Source organism: Aquabacterium lacunae (genome assembly GCF_004310865.1).
Lineage (GTDB): Bacteria > Pseudomonadota > Gammaproteobacteria > Burkholderiales > Burkholderiaceae_C > Aquabacterium > Aquabacterium lacunae.
This window is the reverse complement of sequence record NZ_SIXI01000002.1, coordinates 630648-649610: the sequence shown is the minus strand read 5'-3', so window position 1 is coordinate 649610 and position 18963 is coordinate 630648. Positions and strand designations below refer to the sequence as shown.

12 protein-coding genes and 1 tRNA gene are annotated in these 18963 nt (G+C 64.6%); 7 read left to right on the top strand and 6 right to left on the bottom strand.

What is annotated here, in order from left to right; all coding sequences use genetic code 11:
- Positions 1-29 precede the first annotated feature (29 nt).
- Complete coding sequence (locus EYS42_RS06670; RefSeq protein WP_130967056.1) at positions 30-863, bottom strand: acyl-CoA thioesterase; 834 nt, start codon at positions 861-863, stop codon at positions 30-32.
- 30 nt (positions 864-893) lie between these two features.
- Positions 894-4166, bottom strand: a complete 3273-nt coding sequence (locus tag EYS42_RS06665) for an EAL domain-containing protein (protein WP_130967055.1) — start codon at positions 4164-4166, stop codon at positions 894-896.
- A 129-nt stretch (positions 4167-4295) separates the two neighbouring features.
- Here EYS42_RS06665 and EYS42_RS06660 point away from each other — a divergent pair, with 129 nt between their 5' ends.
- The 5 genes from EYS42_RS06660 (at position 4296) to EYS42_RS06640 (ending at position 11769) form a co-directional block, all read left to right on the top strand.
- The gene (locus EYS42_RS06660; protein WP_130967054.1) at positions 4296-5237 is read left to right on the top strand and encodes an alpha/beta fold hydrolase; all 942 of its coding nucleotides are present in this window, start codon (positions 4296-4298) and stop codon (positions 5235-5237) included.
- Between the two features lie 41 nt (positions 5238-5278).
- A protein-coding gene (prfB, locus tag EYS42_RS06655) for a peptide chain release factor 2 (RefSeq protein WP_130967053.1) occupies positions 5279-6383 on the top strand; the annotation gives its coding sequence in 2 pieces (ribosomal slippage) (positions 5279-5359 and positions 5361-6383; 1104 coding nt in all).
- A gap of 23 nt (positions 6384-6406) precedes the next feature.
- Positions 6407-9079 (top strand): aminopeptidase N, encoded by a 2673-nt coding sequence (pepN, locus tag EYS42_RS06650; RefSeq protein ID WP_130967052.1) that lies wholly within the window; start codon positions 6407-6409, stop codon positions 9077-9079.
- 36 nt (positions 9080-9115) lie between these two features.
- On the top strand, positions 9116-10117 hold the full coding sequence (locus EYS42_RS06645) for a class 1 fructose-bisphosphatase (protein WP_130967051.1): 1002 nt from the start codon (positions 9116-9118) through the stop codon (positions 10115-10117).
- 170 nt (positions 10118-10287) lie between these two features.
- Positions 10288-11769 carry a calcium-binding protein gene (locus EYS42_RS06640; protein WP_130967050.1) on the top strand — a complete coding sequence of 494 codons (1482 nt, stop codon included), beginning with the start codon at positions 10288-10290 and terminating at the stop codon, positions 11767-11769.
- Positions 11770-11785: 16 nt separating this feature from the next.
- On the opposite strand, the gene EYS42_RS06635 is transcribed toward EYS42_RS06640, so the two are convergent.
- The 3 genes from EYS42_RS06635 to EYS42_RS06625 are packed head-to-tail and all read right to left on the bottom strand — an operon-like array spanning position 11786 to position 14387.
- Positions 11786-12565, bottom strand: a complete 780-nt coding sequence (locus EYS42_RS06635) for an ABC transporter permease (RefSeq protein WP_130967049.1) — start codon at positions 12563-12565, stop codon at positions 11786-11788.
- Positions 12565-13389: an ABC transporter ATP-binding protein gene (locus EYS42_RS06630; RefSeq protein ID WP_130967048.1), complete on the bottom strand. Its 825-nt coding sequence runs from the start codon at positions 13387-13389 to the stop codon at positions 12565-12567. Before EYS42_RS06630 ends, EYS42_RS06635 begins: the two co-directional genes overlap by 1 nt.
- Before the next feature lie 11 nt (positions 13390-13400).
- The gene (locus EYS42_RS06625) at positions 13401-14387 is read right to left on the bottom strand and encodes an ABC transporter substrate-binding protein (RefSeq protein WP_130967382.1); all 987 of its coding nucleotides are present in this window, start codon (positions 14385-14387) and stop codon (positions 13401-13403) included.
- Positions 14388-14687: 300 nt separating this feature from the next.
- Between EYS42_RS06625 and EYS42_RS06620 the strand changes: the two genes are divergently transcribed.
- Positions 14688-15749: a porin gene (locus EYS42_RS06620; RefSeq protein ID WP_165456648.1), complete on the top strand. Its 1062-nt coding sequence runs from the start codon at positions 14688-14690 to the stop codon at positions 15747-15749.
- Between the two features lie 50 nt (positions 15750-15799).
- Positions 15800-15875: transfer RNA gene (locus EYS42_RS06615), tRNA-Thr, on the top strand.
- A 1631-nt stretch (positions 15876-17506) separates the two neighbouring features.
- On the opposite strand, the gene EYS42_RS06605 is transcribed toward EYS42_RS06615, so the two are convergent.
- A protein-coding gene (locus EYS42_RS06605) for an IS3 family transposase (protein ID WP_130967046.1) occupies positions 17507-18656 on the bottom strand; the annotation gives its coding sequence in 2 pieces (ribosomal slippage) (positions 17507-18410 and positions 18409-18656; 1152 coding nt in all).
- Positions 18657-18963: the final 307 nt, after the last annotated feature.

Below are 18963 nucleotides of genomic sequence, written 5' to 3'. Positions count from 1 at the left end.
GCCAGACCGATCGCGGGCCAGGCGCCCGATCAGCCATACACGGCCACGACCTGGTAGCCGAAGGCGGCCAGTTGCCCGTCAGGGGTCCACAGCAGGGTGCGCTCGTTCACATAGCCCTCGCCATTGGCCAGGGCATCTTTGTCCATGCGCCAGTGGCCCGCCACATCGGCACCGGGCACGGGGCGCAGCTCCAGCGCCCATGACACCGAACTGGCTGGGGCGGGGGCCCTCATGCGGGCCAGGGCCGGGGTGGGGCCCGCGTCGGCGTGGACCACGGTCAGCAGTTCGGCATCGATCCCTTCGGCCTGCTTCAGGCGGACGTGGGTGCGCGTTTCCCAGCCTTCGGCGCCCATGTAGGGGAAGGCGCCTTCGGCGAGGCTGAACTCCACGTGCTGCGTGAAATTGGGCGTCAGGCCGGGGATGAACGGGGCCTTCAGCGATTCGTCCGGGGTCTTGGCCACGGGCGGCTGGCTCGGCAGCATGGGCGGCACCGAGCTGTCGCGGGCGTTGCCAAACACGGCCAGCAGCACGCCGGCCACCACGGGGGTGCCGTCGGCTCCCGGCTGGGTGACATGGGCCTGCACCTGGCGCACATGCTTGCCCTGGCGCAGCAGGTGCACCTGCACATCGACCGCACCAAAGGCCACAGGGCCCACGAAACTGGTCTGCAGCGCGCGCAGGGGCCAGTCGCTGCCGCACACGTCGCGCATGGCCTGCACGGCCAGGGCCGACAGCAGCCCGCCGAACACGGTGCGGCCCTGGCCCCAGTCGTCACCCACGGTGAAGCGCAGGGTGGTGTCGTTCAGGCGCTGGCGCGAGGCCAGCACCGTGCCCAGTGGCACGGCGGCAGAGGCTTGACTCATGGGATCAGGGGGAGTGAGGTGGACGAAGGGTCAGAGCGAAGACAGTTCGCTCCATTGCGAGCGTGTGCTGCCCAGCAATTTTTCCACGTGTGCGGCGGGCAGGGGGCGGCTGAACAAATAGCCCTGGGCCATGTCACAGCCTTTGGCGCACAGGAAGGCCTCCTGGTCGGGCATTTCCACGCCCTCGGCCACCACCCGCATGCGCAGGTTGTGGGCCAGCGAGATCATGGTGCTGACCAGCTGTGCGTCGTTGGCATTGCCGGGCAGGTCCTGCACGAAGCTGCGGTCGATCTTGAGCTGATGCACCGGGAAGCGCTTGAGGTAGGCCAGCGATGAATAGCCAGTGCCGAAGTCGTCGATCGAAATGGACACGCCCATCTGGTGCAGCTGCTGCAGGAACAGGTCGGCGTTTTCGCCGTGCTCCATCAGGCCGCTTTCGGTGATCTCCAGCTCCAGGCGGTTGGCCGGGAAGCCGGTCTGCTTGAGGATGCGCGTGACGCGCTCGATCACGCCGCCGCGGCGGATCTCGCTGGGCGAGATGTTCACGGCCAGGCGCCCGAATTCCAGGCCTTCATCGAGCCAGACACGGCCCTGGCGACAGGCTTCGCGCAGCACCCATTCACCCAGTGCCACGATCATGCCGGTGTCTTCCATGACCGGGATGAAAAGGTCAGGCCCGATGGACGGCAGACAGGCTTCGCCGCCCTGCGGGCCCTTGAGCCGCACCAGGGCTTCGACGCCCACCACGCGGCGCGTGTTCAGGTCCATCAGGGGCTGGTAGTGCAGCAGGAACTCGCGTTGCTCCACCGCGCGGCGCAGGCGCGTTTCCAGCTGCAGGCGGTCGGTGGCCTGCGAGGTCATCGACTCGGTGTAGAAGCGGAAGGTGTTGCGACCCTGGCGCTTGGCCTGGTACATGGCCGCATCGGCCTGGCGGATCAGGTCGGCGGCGCGCACGCCGTCGTTGGGGAAGAGGCTGATGCCCACGCTGGCGCGCACATACACCTCGGCGGCATCGCCTTCACCCAGCTCGAAGGGGGCCGACAGGGTGTCGATCACGGCCTGTGCCACATGGGCGGCCTGTTGCGGGTGGCGCAGGTGTTCCAGCACCAGCACGAACTCGTCACCGCCCAGGCGGCCCAGGGTGTCTTCCTGGCGCACGCGCTGGCTCAGGCGCTCGGCCACCTGCTTGAGCAGGATGTCGCCGGCTTCGTGGCCCAGGCTGTCGTTGACGGTCTTGAAGTTGTCGAGGTCGACGAACAGCAGCGCCATCAGGGTCTGGTGGCGAGCGGCCAGGCTCAGGGCGTGCTCCAGCCGCTGGTGGATCATGCTGCGGTTGGGCAGCTCGGTCAGCGGGTCGTAGTGGGCCATGCGGGCCAGGCGGGCCTCGGTCTGCTTGAGCTGGGTGATGTCGGCAAGCACGGCCACGAAGTGGTTGGGCAGGCCCTTGCCGTCGCGCACGGCGCTGACCGACACATTGGCCGAGAACAGCTCGCCGCTCTTGCGCTGGCACCACACCTCACCTTGCCAGCTGCCTTCGGTGCGGATCGTGCGGCGCATGGTGGCCAGCAGTTCCTGCGGCTGATCGGGCAACAGGAACTCGGGGGTGGTGCCGAGCACGTCGGCCTCGTCGTAACCCGTGATGCTGGTGAAGGCCGGGTTGATCGACACCAGCCGTTTGGCACGGTCCAGCACCACCATGCCGTCGTGCGAGCTTTGCAGCGCAGCGGCATGCAGGCGGATGCGGTCTTCGGTCTGTTCGCGCAGGGCTTCCTTCTGCAGGTTGCCCAACGCGAACGACAGGTCGGCGCTGACGTCGTCCAGCAGGGCCTTTTCGTCCTGGTCTTGCGTGTTGAGCTGCTGATCGACCAGCACCAGCACGCCGCACACCTGCTGGTTCACGGTCAGCGGCAGCATGGCGCAGGCCGACAGGCCCGCATCGAGCATCAAGGGCACCCAGGGCATCGGGCGGCTGATCTGGCTCAGGTCGGTGCCATGGAAGGCGCGCCCCTCCATCAGCGCCAGGGCCATGGGCGACGCATCGGCACGGCGCTCTGGCACCGTGATGGTCAGTGACTCGGGCTGCTCATTGACCAGACCGGCGTGGGCGCGGCATTCGAAGACGCCATCACCCAGTTCATCAAGGCACACCCAGGCGCGCTTGAAGCGTCCGTGGTGAATGGCGGCCTGGCACACACGCTCCAGCAGGTCGTCTTGCGTGCGGGCCCACACGATGGCCTGGTTGACATGGCTGAGGAAGTCGTACAACCGGGTCATGTGGATCAGGCGCTGCTCGGCGCGGCGGCGGGCCGACACGTCCCACACCGTCCAGATGACCAGGTCGGTGCCGGTGACCGGTGCGCAGCGGCTGTCGAAATGGCGCAGGTGGCCGTGCACGCGGATCGGGTAGCTCAGGGCCTGGGGCTGGCCGCTCTCCAGGGTGCGGCGGATCACGTTCAGAAAGACCTCGGTGGTCTCGGGCGGGAAGAACTCGCGCAGCGGCTTGTTGAGCAGCTCCTCGCGGGGGCGACCCAGCAGCGGCGAGTTGATGCCGTAGATCTGCAGGTAGCGGCCGTCCTGGTCCATCAGGAAGGCAATGTCGGGCAGCGAGTTGGCGATGGCGCTGAGTTGCGCCTCGCGCAGGGCCAGCTGTTCAGTGGCATCCTGGCGCGCCCGGTGACTGCGGTACAGCAGCCAGATCACGGCAGCCGTCATGGCCAGCACCAGCGACAGGCTGACCTGGTCGAACTGCTGCTGGCGCCGGGCGTCTGCCCGCAGCTCGGCCTGCACGGTCTTCTCGATCTGATCGAGGGTGCGCTGAGCGTCCCGCATGGCAGGCATCAGGGCTTGCAGGCGGGGGGCATCAGCTTGGGGGAAATGCTGTCGGATCACCAGCAACTGGTCGGCCAGCGCCTGCCACTGCGTCTGGCTGGTGGGCTCGGGCATCTGCGTCGGCAGCCCACTGAGTGCGCGAGGGTGGTCATGCACGGCATGCCGGCGTGCGATGTCAATGGCCTGGTCGAGCGGGCCGGTCACGCGTGCCATGTCGGCGGAAGGGTTCTCACCCTGCGCCAGGCGGCTCAGGCCGAGTTCTGCCGCTTGCAGCCGCATCTGCGCACGGCCCAGTTGCTGCTGGCACAGCACGCTGTCGGCCTGCAAGGCTTCCCACTGGCGGTGCGACCAGGCCAGCATGGCCAGGCTCACAGCCGCCACCAGCGCCACACCCGCAGCCACTGGTGCGAAAGCGCCACGGGCCCGGAGGGGCTGCGGCGTTTCAGGGCTTGGGAAATCGGCAGAAGAGAGCAAATCGACACCTGTGCATGCGCGGAAGCTTCGAGCTTAGGTTAAAAACCAATGCAGTCACCGAGCGACCATTTCGTCGTCTGAAAATCCTATCTGACCGCGGGGGTGTCCTGCGGTCAAAAATCACATTCCATGAGCGCCACCCCCTTCGATCCCTTGTACCAGGCCACCCACGAGGCCACGTCCCGCTTCGTGAACCTGCGCGGCCTGCGCCACCACCTGATGTGCTGGGGTGATCCGGCCACCGCCACCCCCGAGGCCCCCTTGCTGGTGCTGGTGCATGGCTGGATGGACGTGGGGGCCTCGTTCCAGTTTGCAGTCGATGCCCTGCGCGCACGGCCGGGCTTCGAGCACCGCCCCATCGTGGCGCTGGACTGGCGCGGCTTCGGCCTGACCGAAAACTCGGGCGCCGACAACTACTGGTTCGCCGATTACCTGGCCGACCTCGACTTTCTGATTGACGAGTTGTCGCCTACGGCCCCCATTGACCTCGTGGGCCATTCCATGGGAGGCAACGTGGTCATGCTGTACGCGGGCCTGCGCCCCCAGCGCATCCGCAAGCTGATCAACCTGGAGGGCTTCGGCATGCCCGACATGCCGCCCGAAATGGCCGTCAAGCGCTACGAAGAGTGGTTCGATGCCCTCAAGAAGCCGGCCCGGCTGAAAGACTACGCCACGCTCGACGAAGTGGCCGACCGCCTCAAGGCCACCAACCCCCTGCTGCGCGACACCCACGCCCGCTGGCTGGCGGGGCACTGGGCGCACGAAGTGGGTGGCCGCTGGGTGCTCAATGCCGACCCGGCCCACAAGCGCCCTCAGCCGCTGCTGTACCGCCTCCCCGAGGTGCTGACCTTCTTCCGCCGCATCTCGGCGCCTGTGCTGTTTGTCGAGGGCGACCAGACCCTGTACTTCATGTTCTTCAACGGCAAGTACAGCCGCGACGAGTTCATCGAGCGCAGCAAGGTGGTGCCGAATTTCACGCTGCAGACCATCGCCGGGGCCGGCCACATGCTGCACCATGACCAGCCTGAAGAACTGGCCCGCCTGATGGCCGACTTCCTGCTGGCCTCGTGAGAAAATCTCCGGCATTTCCCGAATACTGAGCACCGCACACCATGGACATCGAATTCATCAACGCCCTGGGCACCCAGATCGCCGACCTGACTCAGCGCACCGCTGAGCTCCGGAGGTATCTTTGACTGGGATGAAAAATCCCGCCGCCTGAGCGAAGTCAACGCCGAACTCGAAGACCCCGCCGTCTGGAACGACCCCAAGCGGGCCCAGGCCCTCGGCAAGGAAAAGAAAACGCTGGAAGACGTGGTGCTCGTGATCGAGAACCTGACCAGCGCCCTGGCCGACAACGCCGAGCTGTACGAGATGTCGAAGGAAGAGGGCGACGAGGCCGGCCTGCAGTCCATCCATGACGACGTGCAGACCCTGCTGAAAGATGTGGAAGGCCTGGAATTCCGCCGGATGTTCAGCAACCCGGCCGACCCCAGCAACTGCTTCATCGACATCCAGGCCGGCGCTGGCGGCACCGAGGCCTGCGACTGGGCCAGCATGCTGATGCGCCAGTACCTGCGCTACTGCGAACGCAAGGGCTTCACGCCCACGGTCGAAGACATCACCGACGGCGACACCGCCGGCATCAAGAGCGCCACCATCAAGGTGGAAGGCGAATACGCCTTCGGCTTCCTGCGCACCGAAACCGGTGTGCACCGCCTGGTGCGCAAGTCGCCGTTCGATTCGTCGGGTGGCCGTCACACCTCGTTCGCTTCGGTGTTCTGCTACCCCGAAATCGACGATTCGATCGAGATCGACATCAACCCGGCCGACGTGCGCACCGACACCTACCGCGCCTCGGGTGCGGGCGGTCAGCACATCAACAAGACCGACTCGGCCGTGCGCCTGACCCACGTGCCCACCGGTATCGTGGTGCAGTGCCAGGACAGCCGTTCGCAGCACAGCAACCGCGACGTGGCCTGGAAGCGCCTGCGCTCGCGCCTGTACGACCATGAAATGCGCAAGCGCATGGAAGAGCAGCAAAAGCTGGAAGACACCAAGACCGACGTGGGCTGGGGCCACCAGATCCGCTCGTACGTGCTCGACCAGTCCCGCATCAAGGACCTGCGCACCAACGTCGAAATCTCCAACACCCAGAAGGTGCTCGATGGCGATCTCGACCAGTTCATTGAGGCCAGCCTGAAACAAGGCATCTGACGAACGTCACCCAAGGAAACTTCATGCGTGAAGGCACTGCCACCTTGATCCGCCGCGAGGACTACACCCAGCCCTCGCACTGGATCCGCACCGTCGATCTGAGCTTCGACCTCGATCCGGCCAAGACCCTGGTCATCAACAAGATGACCGTCGAACCCAATCCCGAGCAACCGGGCGCTCCCCTCCGTCTCGACGGCGAAGACATCAACCTCACGCGGGTGCTGGTCGATGGCGAGCCTGTGTCTTTCCGCGTGGAGAACCAGCAGCTGGTGCTGGAGAACCTGCCCTCGCAGGCCTTTGGCCTGGAGATCCGCACCACCTGCGCTCCCGAGAAAAACACCCAGCTGTCGGGCCTGTACACCAGCAGCGGTGGCTTCTTCACGCAGTGCGAGGCCCTGGGCTTTCGCCGCATCACCTACTTCCTCGACCGCCCCGACGTGATGGCCACCTACAAGGTGACCCTCAAGGCCGACAAGGTGCGCTTCCCGGTGCTGCTGTCCAACGGCAACCTGGTGGAAGAAGGCAGCCTGGACGGCGGCAAGCACTACGCCGTGTGGGAAGACCCGCACCCAAAGCCCAGCTACCTGTTCGCCCTGGTGGCCGCCAACCTGGTGCGCCGCGAACAGCGCGTGCGCACCCGCCTGGGCCATGAGCACCTGCTGCAGATCTACGTGCGCGCCGGTGACCTCGACAAGACCGAACACGCGATGAACTCGCTGATCGCTTCGATCGCGTGGGACGAGCACACCTACGGCCTGAGCCTGGACCTCGAACGCTTCATGATCGTCGCCGTCAGCGACTTCAACATGGGCGCGATGGAGAACAAGGGGTTGAACATCTTCAACACCAAGTTCGTGCTGGCCAACCCCGCCACCGCCACCGACGTCGATTTTGGCAACGTGGAAAGCGTGGTGGCCCACGAGTACTTCCACAACTGGACGGGCAACCGCGTCACCTGCCGCGACTGGTTCCAGCTGTCGCTGAAGGAAGGCCTCACGGTGTTCCGTGACCAGCAGTTCAGCCAGGACATGGCCGGCAGCCCCAGCGCCCGAGCTGTGAAGCGCATCGAAGACGTGCGCACCCTGCGCCAGCTGCAGTTCCCCGAAGACGCGGGCCCCATGGCCCACCCGGTGCGCCCCGACAGCTACCTGGCCATCGACAACTTCTACACGGCCACCGTGTACGAAAAGGGGGCCGAGCTGGTGCGCATGATGCACACCCTGGTGGGTGAGCAGGGCTTCCGCGCCGGCATGAAGCTGTACTTCGAGCGCCACGACGGCCAGGCCGCCACCTGCGACCAGTTCGCCCAGGCCATTGCCGATGCCAACCCCGGCAGCGAACTGGCCCAGCGCCTTGATGCCTTCAAGCGCTGGTACAGCCAGGCCGGCACCCCGCGCGTGCAGGCCCATGGCGAGTACAACGCCGAGCACCGCCAGTACACCCTGCGCCTGACGCAGACCTGCCCGGCCACCCCCGGGCAGCCCAGCAAGCAGCCTTTCGTGATCCCGGTGGCCATGGGCCTGGTGGCCGCTGACGGCCGCAACCTTGAACTGCACCTGGAAGGCGAAGCCCTGCCGCGCGGCAAGAACACCGTGCTGGTGCTGTCGGAGGCCGAGCAAGTCTTCACCTTCGTGCACGTACCCGCCGAGCCGGTGCCCTCGCTGATGCGGGGCTTCTCGGCCCCGGTGGTGCTGGAAACCGAGCTGGGTGACGATGCCCTGTTCACCCTGCTGCAGCACGACCACGACCCCTTCAACCGCTGGGAAGCCGCCCAGAAGCTGGCCCTGCGCCGCTTGCTGCGTGCCGTGCGCACCACCGGCCAGACCGAGGTGGACGAGCACTTTGTGGTGGCCCTGCGCGCCGTGCTGCGCCACCCCGAGCTGGACGCCGCCTTCAAGGAGCTGGTGCTGACCCTGCCGAGCGAAGGCTATGTGGCCGAGCACCTGGAAGTGGTCGACCCGCAGCGCATCCACGCGGCCCGCGAAACCATGAAGCTGCAGCTGGCGCACGCCCTGCACGACGACTGGGTGTGGGCCTACGAGCAGCATGCCGACAACGGCGGCTATTCGCCCGACGCCACCAGCATGGGCCGCCGCGCCCTGGCCAACCTGGCCCTGGGCATGCTGTGCCTGGACGGCGCCACGCGCCACAACCCCGTGTGGGTGGGGCGCACGCTGCAGCGCTTCAAGGACGCCACCAACATGACCGACCGCTTCGGTGCGTTGGCCGCCCTGGTCAACAGCCACGCCGAGCTGGCCGACCAGGCCCTGGAGCGTTTCCACGCCCAGTACAAGGACGAGGCCCTGGTCATCGACAAGTGGTTCAGCCTGCAGGCCATGGCCCCCGAGAAAGACGGCCAGGTCTTTGCCCGCATCAAGGCCCTGATGCAGCACCCCGACTTCACGCTGCGCACGCCCAACCGCGCCCGCAGCCTGCTGATGGCGCTGTGCCAGAGCAACCCGGCGGCCTTCCACCGGGCCGATGCGGCCGGCTACGTGTTCTGGGCCGACCGCGTCATCGAGATCGACGGCATCAACCCGCAGCTGGCTTCGCGCCTGGCCCGCGCCATGGACCACTGGCGCCGCCTGGCCGAGCCCTACCGCTCGGCCGCCCAGGAAGCGCTCAAGCGCGTGGCCGCCAAGACCGACCTGTCCGACGACGTGCGCGAGATCATCACGCGTGCCCTGCAGGACTGAACGCATCCCCGAACATCCACACCATTGCAGAACACCATGAGCAAACGCAAGAGCCTCACGCAGTACCTGATCGAGCAGCAGCGCGGCGACGCGCAACTGCCCCCGCAACTGCGCCTGCTGATCGAAGTGGTCGCCCGCGCCTGCAAGGGCATCGCCATCAGCGTCAACAAGGGCGCCCTGGGTGATGTGCTGGGCACCGCCGGCAGCGAGAACGTGCAGGGCGAAGTCCAGAAGAAGCTGGACATCATCGCCAACGAAGTGCTGATCGAAGCCAACGAATGGGGCGGCCACCTGGCCGGCATGGCCTCTGAAGAAATGGACGACATGCACGCCGTGCCGCTGCACTACCCGCAAGGCGAATACCTGCTGCTGTTCGACCCCCTCGACGGCTCCAGCAACATCGACGTGAACGTGAGCATCGGTACCATCTTCTCGGTGCTCAAGCACAAGGGCGGCGAAGTCAGCAACGACAGCTTCCTGCAGGCGGGCACCGAACAGGTGTGCGCTGGCTACTGCGTGTACGGCCCCCAGACCACCCTGGTGCTGACCGTGGGCCATGGCGTGGCCATGTTCACCCTCGACCGCGAGCAGGGCTCGTTCGTGCAGACCGCCGACAACGTGCAGATCCCGGCCGACACCAAGGAATTCGCCATCAACATGTCGAACCTGCGCCACTGGGATGCCCCGGTCAAGCGCTACATCGACGAATGCCTGCAGGGCAAGGAAGGCCCGCGCGGCAAAGACTTCAACATGCGCTGGATCGCCTCGATGGTGGCCGATGTGCACCGCATCATGACCCGTGGCGGCATCTTCATGTACCCCTGGGACAAGCGCGAGCCGACCAAGCCCGGCAAGCTGCGCCTGATGTACGAAGCCAACCCCATGAGCTTCCTGATCGAGCAGGCCGGTGGTGCGTCGACCAACGGCAAGCAGCGCATCATGGAGATCCAGCCGGGTCAGCTGCACGAACGCGTGAGCGTGGTGATGGGCTCGAAGAACGAAGTCGAGCGCGTGACCCAGTACCACCTGGAAGGCTGATCGGCGGGGCCAGCAGGCCCCTGACTCGGCCGGCACTTTGAGTGCGATTGAAACCCTCTCAGGCTTGAGCCTGCGAGGGTTTTTTCTGTGCGCCTGCTGAGTGAATGCCCGGGTAGGCATGACAACCGTGAGTCATCTAACATCAGGTGTAAGAGCATCGAGGGGAGAACATGGCGTACATCACGGGCACCAGCGGGGCCGATTCATTGACGGGTGTCGGTGGCGACACGGTAGAAGGCGGCTTGGGTGACGACACCATCTCGGGCGGCGCTTACTCGGCGGAATCCGTTTCGCCCATGGCTGTGCGCTACAACCTGGGCGATGGCGCCGACACGCTGCTGACCTCGCCCATCCTGGGCGGCAAGCTGAACCAGGTGGTGGGCTACTCGGGTTACTACGACATCCAGTTCGGGTCCGGCATTGCGGCGGCCGACCTGCTCATGGGCGAGTCCAGCATCGGCTTCAAGCAGGCGTCGGGCTCGATCAGCGGGGGTGTCATCCATTCCATCGCCTTTGCCGATGGGCTGGTGCTCGACGAGGTGGGTGTCCGGTTGCTGCGTGACTTTGGCGCGGTGTCGCCCGGGCCGGATCATTTCCTCGACATGGGGGCGGCCACCTCGACCTCCGCACCGCACACGGTCGACATGGGCCGCGGCAACGACACGGTATGGGGCACTGGCCAGGCCGACACGCTGCGCGGTGGCGCGGGCCATGACGTGCTGCAGGGCAAGGCAGGCGATGACGAGCTGAGTGGCTACCTCGGCGATGACCTCATGGCAGGCGGGCAAGGTGACGATGTCATCTACGCGAACTACGGGGCCGACACCGTGCTGGTGGACCGTGGTGACACAGGGGTGCAAGGGGACTTGATCGAGGCCAATGACCTGACGGTGGTGCGCCTGGGGGCCGGCTTGTCGAAGTCGGACATGACGCTCGGTTTCGCGCCCGCGGATGTGCCTGCCTTGCAAAACGGCGGCAATGACGGCGACCGTTTCCAGATCAGCTTCAATGGTGGTGCAGACAAGATTCGGTTCTATGCCAGGGGCGTGGGCCCAGCATCCACTGCCACCCTCCAGTTTGCCAATGGTGAATCGGTGCTGCTGTCCAGTCTGAAGGCGCAGGCACTGGCTTTGCCGGTGCCGGGCCTGAGCCTCACAGGCACCTCACGTGCCGATGTGCTCAACGGCGGCTACGGCAACGACACACTGCAAGGCCTGGCGGGCAAAGACGTGCTGGCCGGCGGGCAGGGCAATGACCTGCTGGTGGGCGGCAAGGGCGGTGACACCTACCTGGTGGCGGCAAGCGGCGGGCATGACACCATCGTCGAGAACGAGTCTGCGTGGCTGGCCACCGACGTGCTGCAGTTCATCGACAGCAGCTCGCAGCAGTTGTGGTTCCAACGCACAGGCAATGACCTCAAGGTGTCCGTGATCGGCACCCGCGACGACGTCACCGTGCAAGGCTGGTTCAGCAGCAGCAATGCGCGCGTCGAAAAGATCATGGCCGCCGATGGCAAAACCCTGCAGGCCAGCAAGGTGCAGGGCTTGATCAATGCCATGGCCGGCTTTGCGCCGCCGGCCGAAGGCGTCACGACCTTGCCGTCTGACACCTCGGCCACGGTGCTGAAGGCGGTGGCCACCAGCTGGGCCTGAAGCCGGAGGCGGGCGCTCAGTGCCCGCCCTGGCTGCCGCGGTGCGCCCAGGCCGTGGTGCGTTTTTCGATCACGGCAAACACCTCGTACATGACCATGGCCATGCCGCCCACCACCACCAGGCCCCCAAAGGCCAGGCCCATCTGCATGGACGAACCGGCCGAGATCAGCAGGTAGCCAATGCCTTCGTTGGCTGCCGTCATCTCGGACACCGTGGTGCCCACGAAGGCCAGCGTGATGGCCACCTTCAGCGAGGCGTAGAAGTAGGGCATGGAGCGGGGCAGGCCCACCTTGATCAGCACGTCCCAGCGCCTGGCGCCCAGCACGCGCAGCACGTCTTCCAGCTCGGGCTCGAGCGTGGCCAGGCCCGTGGCAATGTTCACCGTGATCGGGAAGAAGCTGATCAGGAAAGCCGTGAGCACCGCAGGGCCCACGCCAATGCCGAACCACACCACCAGGATCGGGATGAAGGCCGCCTTGGGCAAGGCATTGAAGGCCGTCATGAGCGGGTACAGCGCCGCATAGGCCAAGCGCGAGCTGCCGATCAAAAAGCCCAGCAGCACGCCCACCACGATGGCAATGCCAAAGCCCGCCATGGTCACCCACAGCGTGCGCCAGGCGTGCTTGAAGATCTCGTCCTTGAACTCGACCATCTGCTCGGCAATGCGCGCCGGGCTGGGGAAGATGAACTCGCTCACGTTCAGTGCCGAGCACAGCAGCTGCCACACGGCGATCACCACCAGCGTCAGGGCCCAGGGGGCCCAGCGTTCCATCTGTTTCTGGCTGAGTGCCAACATCACGCCACCTCCTGGTTGGGTTTCATGTTCACCGGTTTGCGCATGGCCCCGATGTGGGCCCGCAGTTCATGCACGATGCCGGTGAACTCGGGGGTGTAGGTGGTTTCCAGCTCGCGCGGGCGGGGCAGCTCGATCTCGCGGCGTGCCACGATGCGGCCAGGGCTTCTGCTCATCACGTACACGGTGTCGGCCAGGAACACGGCCTCGCGCAGGTCGTGCGTGACCAGGATGACGTTGAAGCCGCGCGCGGCCTGCAGGTCGCGCAGGGCGCACCACAGCTCTTCGCGCGTGAAGGCATCGAGCGCGCCGAAGGGCTCGTCGAGCAGCAGCATGCGTGGCTCGTGGATCAGGGCGCGGCAGATGCTGGCGCGCTGCTGCATGCCCCCTGACAGCTGCCAGGGGAACTTGTCTTCATAACCGCCCAGGCCCACGCTCTGCAGCAGGCTGCGGGCCTTGGCCTCGTACTCGGCACGCTTGCGCTTGAAATCATGCCGGTAGGGCTCGACGATCTCCAGCGGCAGCAGCACGTTGTCCACCGTGGTGCGCCAGGGCAGCAGCGAAGGCGCCTGGAAGGCCATGCCCGTGATCTTGAGCGGGCCGGTCACGTTCTGACCATCGATGGTGACGCTGCCCTTGGAGGGCATCTTCAGGCCGGTGGTCAGCTTCATGAAGGTGGACTTGCCACAGCCCGAGGGCCCCACGATGGCGACGAACTCACCGTCGCGCATCTGCAGGCTCAGGTCTTCCACGGCGAACTGCCCGTTGGCGAGCAGCTCGTCGTTGTAGGCCAGCCAGACGTTCTGGAAATCGACGAAGGCGGTCATGGTTCAGGCCTTCACTTCTTGGCCGCAGGCAGCACGTTCAGCTCGGCAGCCGGCGGCAGGTAGGCGGGCGTCCACACGGCATCGGGGTTGATGCGGGTCTTGGTGTTGAAGGCGTCGGCCACCTGCGAGGCCATCAGCGACAGGCGGGGCAACTTGACCTGGCCGAAGCCCTCGGTGCGGGCGTCGGGGCTGGCCACCACCTGGTCAATGGCCATGACCAGGCGGCGCTTTTCCAGGTCGGCATTGACGATGCCGTCACGCGCCTTGACCGTGGCCACCGCGGCGTCGGGGTTGGACATGACCTCCTTGGCGCCCTTGGCAAAGGCCTTCAGGAAGGCCTTGACCGCTTCGGGGTTCTCCTTGAGGAACTTGGGCGAGGCAATGATGGCATTGCCGTACAGCTTCACGCCGTGCTGGGCGTAGGGGAACATGACCACGTCGGCCGGCTTGGCGCCGCGTGCTTCCAGGTTCAGCAGCGAGGTGAACGAGAAGCCCGTGATGGCGTCCAGATCACCCTTGACCAGCATGGTCTCGCGCAGGGTGGGGTCCATGCCCACCCAGGTGACGGCACCCAGCTTGTTGGCCTTGGCAAAGATGGGCCAGGCCTTGCGGCCGGCGTCGAACACCGGGGCGCCCAGCTTCTTGCCGGTCAGGTCGGCCGGGCTCTTGATGCCCGAGCTCTTCAAGGCCAGCACCGCGGCGGGCGTGTTGTTGTAGACCATCATCACGGCCACGGGCTTGTTGGGCGCGTCGGGGTTGTTGGCGTGGAACTCCATCAGGGCGGCCATGTCGGCAAAGCCCATGTCATAGGTGCCCGAGGCCACGCGCGTGACGGTGCCGCCCGAGCCGCTGCCGGCGTCGATGGTCACGTCCAGGCCGGCCTGGTTGAAATAGCCCTTGGCCGCGGGGTACAGGAAGAAGGCCGAAGGCCCTTCAAAGCGCCAGTCGAGCTGGAACTTCATGCTGGTGGCGGCATGCACCACGGTGGGGGCCAGCATGCCCAGGCCCAGGGCGGCGGCCGTGCACAGGCGGGTGGCCTGCGCCAGGGTGGTGCGTTTGGCGTGCGAGGCCTTGGAAGAAAACTTGAAGAAGGGCAGGTGCATGGAAGACTCCGAGGGTGAAGCTGTATGCAATCTTGGGTTCAGACTGTATACAGAACGGTATCCAGTTGCAGCAAGAACCGTGCGCACTTTGAATCGGGGGGGATCAGTTGGCTGGCGGGCCGATGGGCACGGTTCGTGCAACCGGCTGACACGCTTTTTCACAACTGGTGCACAGACACCCACAGGAGTACTTGCATGTCCCCTCGTTCGATCGCCCTCGCTGTTGCCGCCCTCGCCACCACCCTGGGCGCGCAAGCCCAGTCCAGCTACAACCTGTACGGTGTGGTGGACCTGTCGCTGGCTTCCATGCAGACCAGCGGCGCGGCCGGCAGCCCAGCCAACACCCGCACCACCAAGGTTGACGGCAACAACATGGTCACCAGCTACATCGGCTTCAAGGGTGTGGAAGACCTGGGTGGCGGCCTGAAGGCTGGCTTCGCCCTGGAAGCCTTCCTGCGCCCTGATGTGGGCGCCTCGGGCCGCAGCAATGCCGACGTGTTCTGGGGCCGTGCCGCCAACGTGTACCTCAGCAGCGACCTGGGCAAGCTGACCCTGGGCCGCCAGGGTAACCTGGTGTTCGGCCAGGTGGCCGGCTACAACCCCTTCGGCGGTGCCTTCGGCCTGTCGCCCGCCGTGCGCCTGACCTACGGCGCCGTGGGCAATGACGTGGGTGATTCGGGCGTGAGCAACGCCATCACCTACCAGACCCCGAACCTGGCCGGTTTCACGGCCTCGGTGCAGGTGCAACTGGGTGAAGACAGCACCAAGGCGCAAGACACCACCTACGCCGGTGCCGTGAGCTACACCGCCGGCCCCTTCAGCGCCGGTGCTTCGATGCAGCGCGTGCGCTCGGCCACGGCGCCCAAGCCGGCCCTGCTGGCAGGTCAGAGCCAGAACTTTGGCCTGGTCAGCGCCAGCTACGACTTTGGTGTGGCCAAGCTGTTTGCCCAATACGGCCAGCTGGGCAACAACGGCTACACCGGTGCCAGCAACATCGACACCGACGTGGTGCAGTTGGGCGCCTCGGTGCCCGTGACCAAGGACAGCAAGGTGCTGGTGTCGTACGGCCAGAGCAAGGAAGAAGCGGCTTCGGGCACCACGCCTGCGGCCGTGAAGCACGACATCTTCACCCTGGCCTATGACCTGTGGCTGAGCAAGCGCACCGACGTGTACGCCGCCTACATGTACGACAAGGAAAAGGCCGCAGGCTTCAAGGCCGGCAACTCGGTGGTGTTTGGCGTGCGTCACGCCTTCTGATCGGGCCATTGGCACGCCTTGCTGACGTGCTAAACTAGCGGTCTTGGTCAGCCGGTGTAGCTCAGTCGGTAGAGCAGCTCATTCGTAATGAGAAGGTCGAGGGTTCGATTCCTTTCTCCGGCACCAAACATCCCCCGATGAAGATGGTCAATCAAAAGTCCTTCTAAATCAACGGCCTACGGGATGCGTTCAATCAGCTTGGAACCTACCTTGGAACCCTGGTTGGAACCACCTTGGAACCTCAGCAAGCCTCTACGGTCAGCCCTGGAGGCTTTGTTGTTTCTGGGGACTGCATGGGCATGTTGCCATTGACGCCCAGCCGCTGAAGGAGAGCCCCTAGGGGGCACGTTGGGAGGGCTATACAAGGGGGGGGGGCCGTCGGTCCGAGTTGTGCCAGTTGCACATTGAAGGCCTGCAGGACACAAGTCTTGTTCCCGTACATCAAGCGGGCACCCGACAGGTCCGGGGGGGGCATTTCTCGGACAGGATCCTGATCTGCTAAGGAGAGCAGGGCATCGATAAGGTTTGGGCGGAATTCCACGCCTTTCGGCACACAGCCTCTACTCGCAGTACCGACGCGGGGGGGCTGATAGTGTTGGCGACTACCTGACCGGGCACGGACGGGGGAAATGGGCGCGCGTCTGCTGGCAAGCACGAGGCGATGCAAGAGGCAGGGCCCTGCGATGGAAAAGTTGTGTTGCCCGGGGTTGGATCTGAAGAGGGGCTACCGGCCCAGAAGATCTGGGCTTAAGGGTTAACGCTCGGTTCGTTTGCGGGGGCTAGATGCTCAGTGACTTTGGGCAGTGTTCGTCGACTGTCACCCATATTTAGTGTCTGGCGCGGGCATCACCACTACATCTAGTGTTCTCTGGGGCTATGACTGGAATTGTTGTGCGCCGCAGCATGTTGTCAAATGGAGACAAAAGACCAGATTAATAGTGGGAAAACCTCTTTTTTCCGTGTTTTTAGGGGTATGGAAAAAGGTAGGCCCCGTCGAGGTCTGGTAGGATTTGGCCTGTTCCGTGTAATGCGGCACAAAAAAAGAGACCTACAGGGCTGCAACCCTGTGGTCTCTCTGGCAAAGACAAGCTGGTCGCCCCAGGCTTGTCCTCGATAGTTCTTAGGCAGAACCCTGCAGATTATACGGATTGGTCGTTCAGTCTGCAAGTTTGTTACGAGTTTGTGTTCGGGGCGCAACTTCCTTAGAGGAGGTGCATATGCCATCAGGCAAACGCCAATCCGACGAGGGCGGTACGGTCATCTTCACGATGACTATCCGCTTGAAGTCCGGCAAGGTGATTCGCCGTGCGAACGGGAAACCGTTCCGCATTGTTGTGCGCAATAAGCGCGCATAAGCGAATGTGACCCAAGTAGCGGTGCAGGCTGTGCCGCTACTTTTTTCATCCTTCGAACCAATCGTAACTATGAGCAAATCTGAAAAAACTTCTGCCCGAGTGGCTACCACAGCTGCCCGTACGCTCTTGAACCCTGCTGCCAGCCCCACTGCGAAGTCACTTGCAGGTAGTGTTCTAGCTCAATCGGGTACTAACAAGGTGACCTCCGCACGCGTCGCGGGTATTGCGTCTAGTGCATTGCACGATGGGCGAACCAGCGCGGCCACCAAGTCGTTGGCCGGTAGTGGACTAACTCAAAAGCCCCGCAACAAGTGACCCCTTGAAGCTCACACGAGGCCCTGAAGGATGCAACCCTTGAGGGCCTTTTTTTCTCATTTCCCGTGTTGAATCGCCCCGGCTTCCCTAGACACTCTTGAGCCGCTGGGATTGACGTCGTTCGAACTCTACCGGAGACAGTCCTTCGGCAGTGCCATGGCGGCGTCGCGGGTTGTAGAACATCTCGATGTAGTGAAAGACATCGCTGCGGGCCAGATCCCTGGTGGGATAGATCTGGCGCCTGATTCGCTCGCGCTTGAGCAACTGGAAGAAGCTCTCGGCCACAGCGTTGTCATGGCAATTACCGCGGCGGCTCATGCTGGCCACCAGGTTGTGGCTCTTGAGGAAGTCCTGCCACTCGTGGCTGGTGAATTGACAACCCTGATCCGAATGCAAGGTCACCGGGTTCTTGGGCTTGCGCCGCCAAATGGCCATCAGCAGTGCAGCCAGCACCAGGTCGGTGTCGATGCTGCTGCCCATGGACCAGCCCACCACCTGCCGCGAATACAGGTCCAGCACCACGGCCAGGTACAGCCAGCCTTCATGCGTACGGATGTAGGTGATGTCGGTCACCCAGGCCTGATTGGGCTGACTGACCGTGAACACTTGCTGGAGGTGGTTGGGGGCCACCACGGCGGGTGGCCCTGATTTGGCGCCTGGCCTGCGCTTGTAGCCAGTCTGTGACCGCAGGCCTTCGCGCTTGAGCAAGCCATACACCCGGTGCTTGCCGCAGCCCTCACCCAGATCGCGCATGTCTAGCGTGATCTTGCGATAGCCGTACACGCCGCCGCTCTCCAGCCAGGCCTGCTTAAGCTTGGGCAGCAGGCGTTGGTTGTCGAGTTCGCGGGCGCTGACCGGGTTGGTCTTCCAGGCGTAATAGCCGCTGGGATGGACTCGCATGACGTGGCAGAGCAATCGGACGCTGTGACGCGGCTGTTCCTGCTCGATGAACGCGTACCTCACCCGGACTGCTTGGCAAAGTACGCTGCGGCCTTTTTAGGATGTCACGCTCCTCGGTCACGCGCTTGAGTTCGGCCTTCAGCCGACGCAGCTCTTTGGCCTGAGACAGCTGACTGTGGCAAGCATCGGCCGGCTGCCTGGCCTCGTTGATCCACTTGTACAGGCTGTGCGCGCTGACGCCCAAACGACTCGATACATCGGCCACCGTGTGGCCGCGTTCGGTCACTTGCTTGACCGCCTCGATCTTGAATTCTTCCGGGTAACGCTTGGTGCTCATTTCGGCTCCTTCTGGGCCAGAAGTTTGAGGCTCACCAGCGTCTAGGATTGCCGGGGCGATTCAGTTGGAATGCAGGGGCGCAGCCTCTTCGCCAGCTCAATTCGACGTCACATCATTGAGAGGCGGTTGTGCTGTGATTATCTTTTTGCTGGGGCGCGCCGACCGGCAGTTGCTAAGTGCTTTGTAGCCCACGCCTCCCTGTGCGCTGTAGATCATTGCAGGCTAGTCCGGAATCATGGCCCTGCGCGTCGCACGGAGCAGCACATGCCAAGACCCGAGTGTATGCAACGTATAGGCACCGACTGGA

What these genes read in the sequence shown, in the direction of transcription:
- EYS42_RS06620 (WP_165456648.1), top strand. Translation starts at nt 14,688, where the DNA reads ATGTCCCCTCGTTCGATCGCCCTCGCTGTTGCCGCCCTCGCCACCACC.
- EYS42_RS06645 (WP_130967051.1), top strand. Translation starts at nt 9,116, where the DNA reads ATGAGCAAACGCAAGAGCCTCACGCAGTACCTGATCGAGCAGCAGCGC.
- pepN (WP_130967052.1), top strand. Translation starts at nt 6,407, where the DNA reads ATGCGTGAAGGCACTGCCACCTTGATCCGCCGCGAGGACTACACCCAG.
- EYS42_RS06625 (WP_130967382.1), bottom strand. Translation starts at nt 14,387, where the DNA reads ATGCTGGCCCCCACCGTGGTGCATGCCGCCACCAGCATGAAGTTCCAG.
- EYS42_RS06670 (WP_130967056.1), bottom strand. Translation starts at nt 863, where the DNA reads ATGAGTCAAGCCTCTGCCGCCGTGCCACTGGGCACGGTGCTGGCCTCG.
- EYS42_RS06660 (WP_130967054.1), top strand. Translation starts at nt 4,296, where the DNA reads ATGAGCGCCACCCCCTTCGATCCCTTGTACCAGGCCACCCACGAGGCC.
- EYS42_RS06640 (WP_130967050.1), top strand. Translation starts at nt 10,288, where the DNA reads ATGGCGTACATCACGGGCACCAGCGGGGCCGATTCATTGACGGGTGTC.
- EYS42_RS06630 (WP_130967048.1), bottom strand. Translation starts at nt 13,389, where the DNA reads ATGACCGCCTTCGTCGATTTCCAGAACGTCTGGCTGGCCTACAACGAC.
- EYS42_RS06635 (WP_130967049.1), bottom strand. Translation starts at nt 12,565, where the DNA reads ATGTTGGCACTCAGCCAGAAACAGATGGAACGCTGGGCCCCCTGGGCC.